This is a genomic window from Streptomyces sp. NPDC014861 (genome assembly GCF_043081625.1).
Lineage (GTDB): Bacteria > Actinomycetota > Actinomycetes > Streptomycetales > Streptomycetaceae > Streptomyces.
This window is the reverse complement of record NZ_JBIBWV010000015.1, coordinates 147788-164146: the sequence shown is the minus strand read 5'-3', so window position 1 is coordinate 164146 and position 16359 is coordinate 147788. Positions and strand designations below refer to the sequence as shown.

Sequence of the window (16359 nt, the reverse complement as noted above, 5' to 3'; positions counted from 1 at the left end):
GGGGCGCGGCGCCTTTCGCGAGAAGGTCGCGGGAGGGGTCAGGCGTACTGGGCGACGAGGCTCCGGGGGCGGATGTCGGTCCAGGTGGTGGTGATGTGCTCCAGGGCTTCTCCCCGGTCACCGGGGCCCCAGACGCTGGTCCAGCCGGCCGGGACGGCGGCGAAGGCCGGCCAGAGGGAGTGCTGGCCCTCGTCGTTGACGACGACGTGAAAGGAGTTCTCGGCGTTGTCGAAGGGGTTGACGGAATCGCTCATGACTGGGTCCTCGTTTCTTTCTTCTGCAGGGCGGAGAGTTTTTCCGAGACGATGTTTCCGATGTGTGCGAGGGGTTCCGGTTCGGCCAGGTGGAGGTGGCCGTGTTCGAGGGTGTGGTTCTCGATGATTCCTTCGGTGAAGGGAATCCAGGTGGCGGCGAGGGCGCCCTCGGGCTCCCCCGGCCTGCGCGCGGTGAAGAACAGGACGTCGGTGTCGGCGCGGCCGGGGACGTGCCGGGCCATCAGCTCGGCGTGGGTCTCGGAGGCGCGGAGCACGGCCCGGAGTTCGGCGGTGGAGAACCCGGCGAGGACGGGGTCCTCGCGGCGGATCCGGTCCATCGCCTCGGCCGGGTCGCCGGCCGGGCGGGCCTCGGTCTCCTCGGGCGGCAGCACGGAGACGCTGCCGGGGCCGGTCTGGTGGACGTCCATGAGGGCGAGCAGTTCGACGCTCTCCCCGGCCTCCCGCAGCCGCACGGCCATGGTGTGGGCGACGAGGCCGCCGAAGGACCAGCCGAGCAGCCGGTAGGGGCCCCAGGGCTGGATCCGGCGGATGCGCTCCAGGTAGGCGTCGGCCATCTCCTCGACGCTGCCGGGCCGGTGGCCGGGGTCGCTGAGCGCGCGGGCCTGGAGGGCGTACAGCGGCTGTTCGGGGCCGAGGTGGCGGGCGAGGCCGGCGTAGGCCCAGCCGACGCCGGTCCCGGGGTGGACGCAGAAGAGCGGGCGGCGGGTCCCGGCGGGGCTGAGGGGCAGGAGCACGCCGAGGGCGGAGGCCGTCGCGTCGGCGTCCGGGCCGACGTCCTCGCCGAGGAGGCCGGCGGGGGTGGGGGCGCGGAAGAGGTCGCGGACGGTGCGCTCGACGCCGAGGACGCCGCGCATCCGGTTGACGAGGCGGACGCCGAGGAGCGAGTGGCCGCCGAGGGCGAAGAAGTTGTCGTCGACGGTGACCCGGGGCACGTCGAGGATCTCCGCGAAGAGCGCGCAGAGGATCTCCTCGCGGGCGTTGCGGGGCGCGCGGCCTCCGGGGGCGGCGGCGGGCCGGTCGGGGGCGGGGAGCGCGGACCGGTCGGGCTTGCCGTTGACGGTGAGCGGCAGGGTGTCGAGGACGACTATGGCGCTGGGGACGAGGTGTTCGGGGAGGACCCGGCGTGCCTCGGCGAGGAGTTCGGCCTCGGTGACGGTGTCGCCGGCGCGCGGGACGGCGTAGCCGACGAGGCGCTTGTCGCCGGGGCGGTCCTCGCGGACGACGGCGAGGGCTTGGCCGACGGCGGGGTGGGCGGCGAGGACCCGCTCCACCTCGCCGGGTTCGATGCGGACGCCGCGGAGCTTGATCTGCCCGTCGGCGCGGCCGAGGAAGCGCAGTTCGCCGTCCGCGGTCCACAGGACGCGGTCGCCGGTGCGGTACATGCGGCTGCCGTCGGCCTCGAAGGGGTCGGGCACGAAGCGTTCGGCGGTGAGGCCGGGGCGGCCGGTGTAGCCGCGGGCGACGTGTCCGCCCGCGATGTACAGCTCGCCGGGGACGCCGGGCGGGACGGGGCGCAGGGCTTGGTCGAGGACGTGGCTGCGGGTGTTGTCCATGGGCCGGCCGAGGTGGAGCCCGGTGCCGGTGAGGGTGCGCCGGTCGGTGGTGAACCACTGGTTGTGCGAGGCGAAGGTGGTCTCGGTGGGGCCGTAGGAGTGCACGAGGACGGTGTCGGGGCAGTGGGTGAGGACCCGCTGGACGGCGGCGGGCGAGGCGACGTCGCCGCCGGTCCACACCTCGCGCAGCAGGCGGAGGGTGTCGAGGCCTTCGTCGGCCATGACGTGGAAGAGGCCGACGGTGAAGTAGGCGGTGGTGACGCCGTGGGCGCGGACGGTGCGGTCGGTCTCGGCGAGGTCGGTGCCGTCGCCGCGCATCAGGACGAGGCCGCCGCCGGAGAGGAGCGGGACCCACAGTTCGAAGGCGGAGGCGTCGAAGCCGGTCGCGGAGTGGACGAGCATCCTGCGGCCGGGGCCGAGGGACATGTCGCGGTCGGCGGCGAGTTCGACGAGGTTGCGGTGGGTGACGCCGACGCCCTTGGGCCGTCCGGTGGAGCCGGAGGTGAACATCACGTAGGCGAGGTCGTCCTCGGTGGCGTCCTGGGTGGCGGCCGGGTCGAGGGGGCCGGTGTCGCCCGCGTCGACGCGGAGCACCGGTACGCCCTCCGGGGCGGTGTGGTGGCGGTCGGTGGCGACGAGCCGGGTGCCGGAGTCCTCCAGCATGAGGCGGAGGCGGGCCTCGGGGAGCCGGGGGTCGAGGGGCAGGTAGGCGGCGCCGCTCTTGAGCGCGGCGAGCGCGGTGGCGACGAGCGGGACGCCCCGGTCGAGGAGGACGCCGACGGTGTCGCCGCGGCGGACGCCGGCGGCGCGGAGCCGCGCGGCGAGGGCGTCGGCGCGGGCGTTCAGCTGCCCGTAGGTGACGGTCTCCTCGTCGGTGACGAGGGCGGGCGCCTCCGGGGCGCGGGCGGCCCGGCGGGCGATGACGCCGTGCACGGTGCCCCGTTCGGCGGGGACGGTCGCGGTGTCGTTGTACTCGCCGGTGAGCCGGAGGTGGTCGACGTCGGTGAGGAGGGGCAGGTCGCCGACGCGGACGGCGGGGTCGGCCGCGGCGGCGCGAAGGGTGCGTTGGAGGTGGGTGGCGAGGAGGGCTGCGGTGGGGGCGTCGAAGAGGTCGGTGGCGTATTCGAGTCCGCCGGTGAGGCCCGCGGGCCGGCCGTCGGGGCCGCGCCGCTCGGCGAGGGCGAAGGTGAGGTCGAACTTGGTGGTGGAGGTGGTGAGGAGGGCGGGCCCGTCCTCGCGGAAGAGGCCGTGCGCGGCGGCGGCTCCGGGGACGCCGCGGGTGTAGTCGTGGTGGAGCTGGACGACGATCTGGGCGAGCGGGTGGTGGGCGGTGGTGCGGACCGGGTTGAGGTGTTCGACGACCCGGTCGAAGGGGAGCTCCTGGTGGGCGAAGGCGGCGAGGTCGGTGTCGCGGACGCGGTCGAGGAGTTCGGCGAAGGCGGGGTCGCCGGAGGTGTCGGTGCGCAGGACGAGGGTGTTGACGAAGAAGCCGACGAGTCCGCCGAGGTGGTCGTCGTCGCGGCCTGCGGTCATGGTGGCGAGCGGCAGGTCGGTGCCGGCGCCGTGCCGGGTGAGGACGGCGGCGAGGGCGGCCTGGAGGACCATGAAGAGGGTGGCTCCGCCCCGGCGGGCGAGCGCTTCCAGGGCCTCGTGGGTGGCGGCGTCGATGTCGATCGGCGTGTGCGCGCCCCGGTGGCTCGCCTCGGCGGGCCGGGGGCGGGCGACGGGCAGGTCGAGGGCGGCGGGCGCGCCGGCGAGGGTGTCGTGCCAGAAGGCGCGGTGGGCGTCGGCGCCGGGTCCTTCGAGGAGGTCGTGCTGCCAGAGGGTGTAGTCGGCGTACTGGACAGGCAGCGGCTCCCACTCCGGTGCGCGGCCCTCGGCGCGGGCGGTGTAGGCGGTGGCGAGGTCGGCGAGGAGCGGGCCGGTGGACCAGCCGTCGGCGGCGATGTGGTGGACGAGGAGGACGAGGACCTGTCCGGTGCCGTCGTCGGGGGTGAGGAGCGCGGCCCGGAGCGGGGTCTCCTCGGCGAGTCCGAAGACGTGGCCGGCGGCTTCGGCGGCGGAGTCGGCGAGCCGGGCGGCGGGGACGGTCCGTACGTCGAGGGCGGGGCGGACGCCGGTGAGGACGTCCTGGTGGGGTTCGCCGTCGACGGCGGGGTAGCGGGTGCGCAGGACCTCGTGCCGGTCGGACAGGTCGGCGAGGGCCTCGGCGAGCGCGGCCGGGTCGAGGGGGGCGGCGGGGCGCAGGACGAGCGGGATGTTGTAGGAGGCGCTGGGTCCTTCGAGGGTGTCGATGAACCAGAGGCGGCGCTGGGCGTACGAGAGCGGGAGGCGTGCGGGCCGGGCGGCGCGTGCGGCGAGACGGGGCCGGGGCGGGGCGGCGTCGGCCGCGTCGCGGGCGGGTTCGGCGGGGGCGCCGACGCGGTGGGCGAGGGCGGTGGGCGTGGGGGCGAGGAGGAGGTCGCGGACCTGGACGTCGGCGCCGAGCCGGGCGCGGATCCGGTTGGCGAGGCGGACGCCGCTCATGGAGTGTCCGCCGATGGTGAAGAAGCCCTCGTGGGGGCCGACCTCGTCGAGGCCGAGGACCTCGGCGAAGAGGGCGCGCAGGGTGTCGACGAGCTCCCGGTCGGCGGGGGCGTCCTCCGGGGCGTCCGCGCTCTGCGGGGTGTCGGGTGCGGCGGCGGCGCGGTCGCGGCGGGCGTCGAGGGCGTCGCGGTCGGCGGCGGGGACGAGGCGGTCGTCGGGGACGGGCACGGTCGGGTCGTCGGCGGCGGTGCGCAGCGCGGTTTCGAGGGCGGCGAGGAGGAGCCGGGGGACGTCCGCGTCGAGGACGTCGCGGGCGTATTCGAGTCCGAGGGCGAGTCCGGCGGGCGCCCCGTCGGCGTCGCGGTGGTCGACGCAGGCGGCGGTGAGGTCGAACTTGGTGGTGGCGGGTCCCTCCTCGGCGGGGAAGCGGCCGGTGAGTCCGCCGAAGGCGAAGGTCTCCGGGTCGGGTCCGGCGGCGCGCAGGGTGAGCATCACCTGGAAGAGGGGGTGGAGGCCGGGTGTGCGGGGCGGGTTGAGGTGTTCGACGAGCAGGTCGAAGGGGAGCCGCTGGTGGGCGAAGGCGGCGAGGTCGGTGTCGCGGACGCGGTCGAGGAGGTCGGCGAAGGCGGGGGCGCCGGCGGTGTCGGTGGGCAGGACGAGGGTGTTGACGAAGAAGCCGACGAGGTCGTCGAGTGCTTCGTCGTCGCGGCCGGCGACGGGGGTGCCGAGGGCGAGCCGGTCGCCGGCTCCGGCGGCGCGCAGGGCGAGTCCGAGGGCGGCCTGGAGGACCATGAGGAGGCTGGCGTCGTGGGCCTCGGCGAGGCGGACGAGCCGGGCGTGCACGGCGGGTTCGAGGCGGGTGGCGACCAGGCCGCCCGCGTGGTCGCGGAGGGCGGGCCGGGGCCGGTCGAGGGGCAGCGGGGTGACGGCGGGCAGGTCGGCGAGCGCGTCGCGCCAGTGGGCGAGGCCCTGGCCGGTGACGGAGCCGGGGTCGTCGGGGTCGCCGAGGACGTCGTGCTGCCAGAGGGTGTAGTCGGCGTACTGGACGGGCAGCGGCTCCCACTCCGGTGCGCGGCCCTCGGCCCGGGCGGCGTAGGCGGTGGCGAGGTCGGTCATGAGCGGGGTGAGGGACCAGCCGTCGCCGGCGACGTGGTGGAGCAGGACTGCGAGGGTGGCGCCGGGGCCGTCCTCGGGGAGGAGGAGGGCGACGCGCAGCGGGAGTTCGCGGGCGAGGTCGAAGGTCTCGGCGGTGAAGCGGGCGGCGAGGCCGGGCAGGGCGTCCGCCGGGGCGTCGACGGTCCGGAGCCGTACCGCGCTCGCGGCGAGGACGTGCTGGTAGGGCTCGTCGTCGGGGGCGAGGAAGACGGTGCGGAGCGCCTCGTGGCGTTCGGCGAGGTCGGTGACGGCTGCGGCGAGGGCCGTACGGTCGGGGGCCGTGTCCAGGTGGAGGACGATCGGCATGTTGTAGGCGGCGGAGGGGCCGTCGAGCTGGTTGACGAGCCAGAGTCGGCGCTGGGCGTGGGAGAGCGGGACCCGCTCGTCGGCGGGCAGCGGGTCCTCGTGGACGACGGGGAGCCGGGGGTCGGTGGTGCGGAGGACCTTGCGGTTGATCTTGCCGGAGCTGGTGCGGGGCAGGGCGACGACGACGGAGACGGCGGGCACGGCCGCGGCCGGCATCCGCTCGCGCACCAGGTCGCGCAGTTCCTCGGCGCCGGTGCCGCCGTCGGTGACGACGAAGGCGACGAGGCGCTTGACGCCGTCGGCGTCCTGCTGGGCGACGACGGCGGCCTCGCGGACGGCGGGGTGGCCGGCGAGGACGGAGTCGACGGCGGCGGGGTCGATGCGCTGGCCGCCGATCTTCACCTCGTCGTCGAGGCGCCCGTGGTAGAGGATCTGTCGGTCGTCACCGATGGTGACCAGATCGCCTGTGCGGTAGGCGCGTTCGCCGTCGAGTTCGGTGAAGCGGCGGGCGTTGAGCTCGGGCCGGTGGAGGTAGCCGCGGGTCAGGCCGCCTCCCAGGAGCCAGAGCTCTCCCTCGACGACGGCGGCCCGCACGCCGGGGAGGGGGCGGCCGATGGGGACCGGTCCCGGGTCGTGCCGGGTGAGGTCCGCGACGGTGGCGACGACGGTGGTCTCGGTGGGCCCGTACGCGTTGAGCAGTCGGACCCGGTCGCCGACGAGTCCGCGCCACTGGGCGATCCGCTCGGGCAGGGCCGCCTCGCCGTAGATGATGACGGTGCGCAGTGCGGAGGGGAGCCGGACGGCGCCGGTGGTGAGGACGTAGACCAGCTCGTGCCAGTAGGCGGCGGGCAGGTCGAGGAGGGTGACGCCGGTCCGCTCGCAGCCGGCGAGGAGTTCGCCGACGTCGAGCATGTCGTCGGTGCGCAGGACGAGGGTGCCGCCGGCGCCGAGGACGGTGAACACCTCCTGGATGCTGGCGTCGAAGTGCAGCGGGCTGAACTGGAGGACGCGGGAGTCGGCGTCGATGCCGTACGCGGGGGTGGCGCCGGCGATGAAGTGGGCGAGGGAGTCGTGGGCGACGACGACGCCGTTGGGCACGCCGGTGGAGCCGGAGGTGTAGATGACGTACGCGGCGCCCTCTCCGGCGCCGGGTCCGTCGAGAACGAGCTCGCCGTGGCGGGCGACCTCGGCGGGCTCGGGGGCGGAGTCTCCGCAGGCGTCCCGGAGGATGGCGGCGTTGCGGGCGTCGGGGGCCTGCACGTCGAGCGGCAGGTAGGCGGCGCCGGTGGTGAGGACGGCGAGGAGGCCGGTGATCGCGTCGATGCCGCGCGGCCGGTGGAGCGCCACGAGGCGGCCGGGTCCGGCGCCCTGGGCGGCGAGTTCGGCGGCCCGGGCGCGGACCGCGGCGCCGAGCTCGGCGTAGGTCAGCCGGGCGTCGGCGTGGACCAGGGCCACGGCTTCGGGGCGGGTGCGCTCCTGGGCGGCGATGAGGTCGAGCACCGGCGGCGCGGCGGCGGGAGAGGGACCGCCGTCGAGCAGGTCGTCCGTTCTGCTGCGGGGCATGCTGAGTTCCTCCGGTAAGGGGCGGGAGACCGGGGCGAACGGTTCCTCTCGCCTCCGTGACCACCACGCTAGGGGCGGCCCCCGCCCGGCCGGGGCAGTAGACGCGGCAGCTCCGGGCGGCAGAAACGCCGTCCGGAGCTGCCGGTGTGCGGGGCCGTTCAGCGGCCGGTGCGGGTGCCCGCCCGGGTGCGCCGCTTGAGTGCGGGGGCCGGGACCGGCGGACGTGGCGTCGCCGCGGGACCGTGGGGGCGGGGCTCGCCCGGGGTCCTGGTGCCGTCGGGGGTCTTGCGGGTGCCGGGGGCCGGCTCGTCGAGGAGCCGGGCGAGGGCGGCGGCGGTCGGGTTGCGGAAGACGTCCCGCAGGGTGAGGTCCTGGCCGAACTCGGCCCGGACGCGGTTGAGGAGTCGCACGGCGAGCAGCGAATGCCCGCCGTTCTTGAAGAAGTTGTCCGTCCTGCCGACGCTCCGGCCGCCGAGGACCTCGCGGAAGAGCGCGAGCAGGCGCTCCTCCCGGTCGCGGGCCGGGGCCTCGGTCTCCGGTCCGGCCGTGGCGGCGCCGGGCCGCGCTCCCCCGCCGCCGACCGTGACGCGGGCCGGGGCGAGGTACTCGGGGAGCCGTCGCTCGGCCCAGGCGCGCAGTTCCTCCTCGGTGACGGAGGCGCCGGGGGCGCAGGCGACGGTGGCGTGCAGGCGGTCGTCGTGGACGTCCACGGCGGCGCCGGTGACGGCCGGGTGGGCGAGCAGGGCCTCCTCGACGCGGCCGGGTTCGACGGCGTAGCCGCCCGCGGTGAGGGTGGCGACGGGCCGCAGGCCGCCGTCGGCGGAGGTGTACGCCCGCCGGCCCGTGGCGCGCAGTCCGCCGCCGGGGGCCGGGGCGTGCACCTCGCCGGGGACGCGGACGGGGGCGGGGCGGCCCCGCTCGTCGAGGACGGTTCCGTGCGCCGACGGTGCGGGGGCGCCGGTCCCGTAGCGGGGTGCGGACAGCGGGGCGGCGGGGTCGGCGGCGAAGGCGTCGAGGGTCTCGGCGAGGCGGCCGGCGAGGAGGCGGGCGGTGTCGGCGTCGTACAGGGCGGTGGCGTACTCCAGGACGCCGCGCAGTCCGCCGGGGGCGCCGTCGGGGCCGGTGAGTTCGGTGAGGGCGAAGGTCAGGTCGCTCTTGGCGCCCGTCCCGGTGAAGGCGACGGGGTCGCCGTCGAGGACGGACGGGGCGCCGCCGGCGGTGTCGGCGGCGTGGACCTGGAGCATGACCTGGACGAGCGGGGCGTGGGCGGCGGAGCGCTGCGGGCTGAGGTGCTCGACCAGCCGGTCGAAGGGCAGGTCCTGGTGGCTGTAGGCGGCGAGCCCGGACTCGCGGACCCGGTGGACGAGGTCGGTGAAGGCGGGGTCGCCGGAGGTGTCCGTGCGCAGGACGAGGGTGTTGACGAAGAAGCCGACGAGCGGGTGGAGGGCGTGGTCGGCGCGGCCGGCGACGGTGGTGCCGAGGGCGATGTCGGTGCCGGCGCCGTGGCGGGTGAGGAGGGCGGCCAGCGCGGCCTGGACGACCATGAAGAGGGTGGCGCCGTGGGCTCGGGCCGTACGCAGCAGGGCCTGGTGGGTGGCGGCGCCGACCTCGAAGCCGGTGAGGGCTCCCCGGCCGTCGCCCTCCAGGGGGCGGGGACGGTCGGTGGGGAGGGCGAGGAGCGGCGGCATCCCGGCGAGGGCTCCGCTCCAGTGGGCGAGCTGTTCCGCGGCGACGCCGGGGGTGCCGGGCTCGTCGTCCGTGCCGGGGGTGCCGTCGAGCAGCTGGTGCTGCCAGAGGGTGTAGTCGGCGTACTGGACGGGGAGCGGCTGCCGCGCGGGGGCGCGGCCGGCGGCGCGGGCGCGGTAGGCGGTGTCGAGGTCGGCGAGGAGGCAGGCGGTGGACCAGCCGTCGCCGGCGATGTGGTGGACGAGGAGGACGAGGGTCTGTCGCTCCTCGGTGTCGGTGATGAGCGTCGCCCGGAAGGGGATCTCGGCCGCGAGGTCGAAGACGTGGCCCGCCGCGGCGTCGACGGCGGCGCGGACGGCTCCGGGTCCGTCGGCGCGGATCTCGTCGAGGACGGGTGCCTGGTCGTCGAGGACGAGCTGGTACGGCTCGCCGTCGGTGGACCGGTAGACGGTGCGGAGCACTTCGTGCCGGGCTGCGGTGTCGGCGAGGGCGGCGGCGAGGACGGCCGGGTCGAGCGGGCGGTGCAGGCGGGTGACGACGGGGATGTTGTAGGTGGCGCTGGGGCCTTCGAGGCGGCCGACGAACCAGAGGCGGCGCTGTGCGGCGGAGAGCGGCAGCCGGGCGGGGCGCAGGGCGGCGGGGACCGGGCGGAGGGCGGGGCGGGCGGGGCCGCCGACGTGCTCGTCGAGGCGGCGCAGCAGCGCCTTCGGGCTGGGGGCGAGGAAGACGTCGCGGATGGCGGCCTGGAGGCCGAGGGTGCCGCGTACCCGGTTGGCGAGCTTGCCGGCGAGGAGGGAGTGGCCGCCGAGCTTGAAGAAGTTGTCGTCGGGGAGGACGGTGTCGCGGCCGAGGAGTTCGGCGTAGAGGCCGCGGAGGATCTCCTCGCGCGGGTCGGCGGGGGCGGTCTCCCGGCGGGCCGGGCCGTCCTCGGCGGAGGGGGCGGTGTCGCGTGCGGCGTCGAGCGCCTCGTGGCGCCGGTCGAGCTCCCGCCGCTGGTCCTCGGTGGTCCAGGCGACGCCGCTCAGGGGGGTGTCGCCCGGCTGTGCCGCGAGGGTCGCGAGGGCGTGGCGGAAGAGGCCGAGGAGGAGGTCGGCGGTGTCGGCGTCGTACAGGTCGGTGGCGTACTGGAGGCCGAGGAGGAGCGGGCCGGGGGCGCCGTCGGCGTCGTGGCTGCCGGAGCAGTGGAAGCTCAGGTCGAATTTGGCGCTGCCGAGGTCGGCGCCGTCGAGGACGGCGGTGACGCCGCCGAGGGTGGCGGTGTCCTCGCGGCGCTCCTGGGCGCTGACCATGACCTGGAAGAAGGGGTGGCGGCCGAGGGAGCGTTCGGGGTTGAGGTCCTCGACGAGGAGGTCGAAGGGGAGGTCGTCGTGGGCGAAGGCGGCGAGGTCGGCCTCGCGGACCCGTCGCAGGACCTCGGCGAGGGTGGGGTCGCCGGAGAGGTCGGTGCGCAGGGCCAGGGTGTTGACGAAGAAGCCGACGAGGCCGTCGAGTGCGTCGTCGGGCCGGCCGGCGACCGGGGCGCCGACGACCTGGTCGGGGCCGGCTCCGGCGGCGCGCAGGGCGAGCGCGAGGGCGGCGCGGACGACCATGAAGAAGGTGGCGTGGCCGTCGCGGGCGAGTCGGGTCAGCGCCCGGTGGGCTTCGGCGTCGAGCGTGGTGGTGGCGAGGGCGCCGCGCCCGCTGGGTTCGGTGCGGCGGGGCCGGTCGGCGGGGAGGCGGGTCTCGGCGGGGGCGCCGTCCAGCGCGGTCCGCCAGAAGTCGAGGCGCTGCCGTACGAAGGCGCCTTCGGGGGCGAGGAGTTCGCGCTGCCAGAGGGTGTAGTCGGCGTACTGGACGGGCAGCGGCTCCCACTCCGGCGCGCGGCCGGCGGAGCGGGCGGTGTAGGCGGTGTCGAGGTCGGCGAGGAGGCGGGCGGTGGACCAGCCGTCGGTGGCGATGTGGTGGACGGAGAGGACCAGGACCGCGGTGTCGTCGCCGTCGGTGGTGAAGAGGTGTGCGCGGAGCGGGAGTTCGCGGGTGATGTCGAGGGGCCGGCGGGCGAACTCGGTCATCTGTCCGTGGAGTTCGCCGGCCGCGCAGGACGTCGTCCCGACGGGGACGGTGGGCGCGGTGGTGACGGACTGGTACGGCTCGCCGTCGACGGCCGGGTAGACGGTCCGCAGCACCTCGTGCCGGTCGAGGAGGTCGCGCAGCGCGGCTTCGAGGACGGCCGGGGCGGGGCGGGCGGCGAGGCGGAGGACGACGGGCGCGTTGTAGGCGGCGGAGGGGCCCTCCATCCGGCCGAGGAGCCACAGCCGGCGCTGGGCGGAGGAGAGCGGGAGCCGGTCCGGGCGCAGCTCGGCGGGGACGGCGCGCAGCACGGGGCGCGGGGTGCCGCCGCCCTGGTCGTCGAGGCGGCGCAGGAGCCGGCGCGGGGTGGGGGCGAGGAAGACGTCGCGGATCGCGGCGTGGAGGCCGAGGACGGACCGGACCCGGTTGGTGAGCTTGCCGGCGAGGAGCGAGTGGCCGCCGAGCTTGAAGAAGTTGTCGTGGGCGAGGACGGTGCCGGCGCTGTCGAGGAGTTCGGCGAAGAGGCCGCGGAGGATCTCCTCGCGCGGGTCGGCGGCCGGTCCGGCGCCGGAGGTGCCGGGGTTCCACGCGTCGGGGCGCGGCGGTCGCGCGTCGGCGGCGAGGGCGCGGTGGCGACGGTCGACGGCGGCCTGCTGGTCCTCGGTGAGGAGGGTGACCTCGCTGACCCGGGTGGTGCCGGGGCGTTCGGCGAGGGCGGTGAGGGCGGTGCCGAGGAGGTCGAGCAGGAGGCCCGCGGTGTCGGCGTCGTACAGGTCGGTGGCGTACTGGAGGCCGAGGAGGAGTCCGGCGGGTTCGCCGTCGGCTCCGGTGCGCTCCTGGCAGTGGAAGGACAGGTCGAACTTGGCGGTGGCGAGGTCGGCCTCGTCGAGGACGGCGGGGACGCCGCCGAGGCGCAGCTCCCGGGTCTCCCGGGCGTGCGCCGCGACCATCACCTGGAAGACGGGGTGGCGGCCGAGGGAGCGCTCGGGGTTGAGGTCCTCGACGAGGAGGTCGAAGGGCAGGTCCTCGTGGGCGAAGGCGGCGAGGTCGGCCTCGCGGACCCGCCGCAGGACCTCGGCGAGGGTGGGGTCGCCGGAGAGGTCGGTGCGCAGGGCGAGCGTGTTGACGAAGAAGCCGACGAGTTCGTGCAGGTCCTCCTCGGGGCGGCCGGCGACGGGGGTGCCGACGACCTGGTCGGGGCCGGCCCCGGCGGCGCGCAGGGCGAGCGCGAGGGCGGCGCGGACGACCATGAAGAAGGTGGCGCCGCCGTCGCGGGCGACCCCGGTGAGCGCCCGGTGGGTGGCGGCGTCGAGCGTGGTGGTGGTGAAGGCGCCGGTGTGGGTCGGCTCGGTGGGCCGGGGCCGGTCGGCGGGGAGCCGGGTCTCGGCGGGGGCGCCGTCGAGGGCCGCCCGCCAGTGGGCGAGCTGTTCGTGGGCGGTGCTTCCGGCGTCGTCGGGCTCGCCGAGCATGTCCCGCTGCCAGAGGGCGTAGTCGGCGTACTGGACGGGCAGCGGCTCCCACTCCGGCGCGCGGCCCGCGGCGCGGGCGGTGCAGGCGGTGTCGAGGTCGGCGAGGAGGCAGCCGACGGACCAGCCGTCGGTGGCGATGTGATGGACGGAGAGCACCAGGACCGCGGAGTCCTCGCCGTCGGTGGTGAAGAGGCCGACGCGCAGCGGGAGTTCCCGGGTGACGTCGATCGGGGTGCGGGCGAACTCCGTGGCCCGTCCGTCCGCCTCTCCGGCCGGGCACCGGGTGGTCTCGACCGGGATCCGGACGTCGTCGAGGATCCGCTGGTGCGGCTCCCCGTCCACGGCCGGGTAGACCGTGCGGAGCACCTCGTGCCGCGCCACCACGTCCCCCACGGCCGCCTCCAGGACGGCCGGGTCCGGCCGGGTGGCGAGGCGGAGCACCACGGGCGCGTTGTAGGCGGGGGACGAGCCCTCCAGCCGGTTCATGAACCACAGACGCCGCTGGGCGTAGGACAGGGGGATCACGGTTGCTGCCTCTCGTGAAGGGCGGGGGCGGGCGGGTGGGCCGTTGGCGCGGGCCGCTGCGGTGCGACCGGCGGTCAGGCATCCCGCGCGGCCGTCAGCTCCTCGATGTGGGCCGCGAGGTCGCGGAGGCGGGGGTTGGCGTAGACGGCCTTGACCGGCAGGGCGACGGAGAGTTCGGCGCGGACCCGGGAGACGAGTTTGATGGCGAGGAGGGAGTGGCCGCCGAGCTTGAAGAAGTTGTCGTCGGGGCCGATGGAGGCGGCGCCGAGGACCTGGGTCCAGACGCGGGCGATGAGTTCCTCGGCGGGGCCGGTGAGACCCGATCCGCCGGCCGGGGCGGTGGTCCCGGCGGGCGCGGGGGTCTCGGCGCGGGTGGGCAGCGCGGCCCGGTCGAGCTTGCCGCTCGGGGTGGTGGCGAACCGCTCCACGGCGACGAACGCGGACGGCAGCATGTAGGCGGGCAGGGTCGCGGCGAGCGCGGTGCGCAGGGCGTCGGCGTCGCCTCCCCGGTGGTAGGCGAGGAGGGCGGGGCTGCCGGCGGCGTCCTCGCCGAGGACGACGGCGGCCTCGGCGACGCCGTCCTGCCGGGTGAGGGCGGCCTCGATCTCGGGGAGTTCGATGCGGTGGCCGCGGAGCTTGACCTGGCCGTCGGCGCGGCCGAGGTAGGCGAGGCGGCCGTCGGGGAGGAGGCGGCAGCGGTCGCCGGTGCGGTAGGCGCGGGCCCCGGTGGCGGCGTCGGCGGCGGGGTCGGCGACGAACCGCTCGGCGGTGAGGGCGGGCCGGTTGCGGTAGCCGCGGGCGACGCGGGGTCCGGTGAGGTACAGCTCGCCGGTCTCGCCGGGTGCGACCGGGGCGAGCTTCTCGTCGAGGAGGCGCATCGACAGGCCGGGCAGGACGGTGCCGATGTGCGGCTGTCCGGGGCGGTCGATCCAGCCGGCGGTGGCGTCGACGGTGCACTCGGTCGGTCCGTACACGTTGAGCGCGCGCAGCAGGCCGGAGGTGTGGGCGGCGGCCAGCCGGTCCCACAGGGCGGGGCTGATGGCCTCGCCTCCGATGAGCAGGGTCAGCGGGCGGGGGCCGCCGTCGGTGGTCAGCAGGTCGAGCAGCGGGTCGGCGTGGGAGGGCGTGATGTCGAGGTCGGTGAGGCTCTGGGCGTCGACGAACGCGGCGAGGAGGGCGGGGTCGCGGCGGGTCTCCTCGTCGATCATGACGAGGGTGTCGCCGCGGCAGAGCCGTACCCACTGCTGCACGGAGGCGTCGAAGGACGGCGAGGCGTTCCAGCCGACCCGGCGGGCCTGACCGGTGGCGGCGCCGACGCCCTCCAGCTCCGCGAGCAGCAGCGAGGCGGCGGCGCGGCCGATCTCGACGCCCTTGGGCCGGCCGGTGGAGCCGGAGGTGTAGATGACGTAGGCGAGGGTGTCGGCCGTGACGGGCACGGGCCGGTACGGGGCGGCCTGCCCCTCGGCGGGGGCGGTGAGCTCCGCGAGGGTGAGGGTACGGGTGCCGGTGCGGGCCGGGGCGGAGGCGTCCGCGTCCCCGTCCTGGACGACGACGAGGTCGGCACCGGAGTCGGCGAGGAGGTAGGCGCGGCGCTCGGCGGGCAGCGCGGGGTCGACGGGCAGGTAGGCGGCGCCGGCGGTGAGGGTGCCGATGAGGGCGGCGGCGAGCCCGGCTCCGCGCGGCAGGCAGAGGGCGACGACGCTCTCCGGGCCGATACCGAGGGCGGTGAGGCGGGTGGCGACGGCGGCCGCCTCGGCGCGCAGCTCGTCGAAGGTCAGCGTCCGGTCGGCGGCGACGACCGCGGTACGCCCGCCGGGGGCGGTGGCGAGCCGGGCGAGGAGGTCGGCGTGCCCGGTGCCGGCGGCGCAACCGGAGCACGCGCAGGGGGCGGTGTCCGCGAGGAGGGCGGTCGCGTCGGCGGGGACGCCGGCCTCGGGGAGGGCGGCGGTCACGGCGGCCGGGGCGGTGGTCTCGGGGAGGGTGGCAGTCATGGCGGCGGGGCTCACATTCCGTACGGGTGGGCGGAGGGCGCGACGGTCGGGGCGCAGTCGGACAGCGGCACGGGCTCGCCCATGGCGACGAGGATCTTGCGGGCGCCCGTGTACGACTCGCGTCCGTGCGCGCAGAGGATGTTGTCGACGAGCATCAGGTCGCCGGCCTGCCAGGTCTCGCGGACGGTGACGGCCTGGTAGGCGTCGTTGACGGCGTCGACCTCGGCGTCGGTGAGGGTGGTGCCGTCGCCGAGCCGGGTGTCGAAGGGCAGGCCGTCGGCGCCGAAGGTCTCGGTGAGGACCTCGCGGACGTCCTCGTCGAGGCTGCGAGCGTTCCAGAAGGCGAAGTGGTTGAACCAGACGCGCTCGCCGGTGACCGGGTGGGTGACGATCGCCGAGCGGAGCTGGCGGGTGCGCAGGGTGTCCTCGTCGAGCCATTCGTATCCGATGGAGTGCGCGTCGCAGTACTCCTCCGCACCGGCCGGGTCGTCGGCGGAGAAGGCCTTGCGCCACGGCATCCCGGCGAGGTCGGAGTAGTTGCGGACGAGCAGCCAGCCGGCCTCCTCGAAGCGGGCGACGAGCTCCGGCGGGAGGAGGGACAGGGCGCGGCGCATGTCGCCGACGGTGGTGGCGCCGCCGGTCTCGGGCGCGGTGACGCAGCCGAAGAGGAGGACGCCGGGGAAGTCGAGGGTGTAGCTGTTCTCGTTGTGCAGGCGGATCGGCTGGATCGCGGGCAGGTCGGTGGAGGAGAAGACGCCCTCGCCGAAGTCGGTGCGCGGGGTGGCCTTCTCCTTGTACCCGGCGCGCTGCGCGATCAGCGCGTCGCGGGCCTCGGCGAAGGTGCCGGCGTCGGTGACGGGCAGGCCGCGGAGCATCACGGCGCCGGAGCGGTGCAGCTCGGCCTGGATCTCGGGGCGGCGGGCGGCGAGCCAGGCGGTGGCCTCGGCCATCTCGGCGAAGCGGGGGACCTGGATCAGGGCGGGCTTGCCGGACTCCCGGACGACGGCCAGGGCGCCGTCGGCGGCGGTCGGCACCGGGGTCGGGGTCGGGGCGAAAGTGGTCATGGTGTGTACCTCGTCTTCGGTGGGTGGCGGCGCGGAGGTGACGGTCCGGGCCGCTCAGGCGGTGGCGGCGGGAGGGGCGTGGTGGCCGGGGCCGCTGAGGCGGCGTGGACCGGGATTGCTCAGGCGGGGGCCCGGGAGGGGCCCTGGTGGTCGGGGCCGCTCAGACGGCGTGGACCGGAAATGCTCAGGCGGGGGGC

The 16359-nt window shown here is 76.3% G+C and carries 5 protein-coding genes; all 5 read right to left on the bottom strand.

Annotated features, from left to right (window positions below; genetic code table 11):
* Positions 1 to 38: 38 nt before the first annotated feature.
* Positions 39 to 254 carry an MbtH family protein gene (locus tag ACF1BN_RS26190; RefSeq protein WP_392334044.1) on the bottom strand — a complete coding sequence of 72 codons (216 nt, stop codon included), beginning with the start codon at positions 252 to 254 and terminating at the stop codon, positions 39 to 41.
* Positions 251 to 7378 (bottom strand): amino acid adenylation domain-containing protein, encoded by a 7128-nt coding sequence (locus tag ACF1BN_RS26185; protein ID WP_392334043.1) that lies wholly within the window; start codon positions 7376 to 7378, stop codon positions 251 to 253. The genes ACF1BN_RS26190 and ACF1BN_RS26185 overlap by 4 nt, the downstream gene beginning before the upstream one ends.
* Before the next feature lie 158 nt (positions 7379 to 7536).
* Complete coding sequence (locus ACF1BN_RS26180) at positions 7537 to 13107, bottom strand: condensation domain-containing protein (protein ID WP_392334042.1); 5571 nt, start codon at positions 13105 to 13107, stop codon at positions 7537 to 7539.
* 74 nt (positions 13108 to 13181) lie between these two features.
* Complete coding sequence (locus ACF1BN_RS26175; protein ID WP_392334041.1) at positions 13182 to 15098, bottom strand: amino acid adenylation domain-containing protein; 1917 nt, start codon at positions 15096 to 15098, stop codon at positions 13182 to 13184.
* Between the two features lie 11 nt (positions 15099 to 15109).
* Entirely contained in the window at positions 15110 to 16162 is a 1053-nt protein-coding gene (locus ACF1BN_RS26170) for a TauD/TfdA family dioxygenase (protein ID WP_392334040.1), read from the bottom strand.
* Between the last annotated feature and the right edge of the window lie 197 nt (positions 16163 to 16359).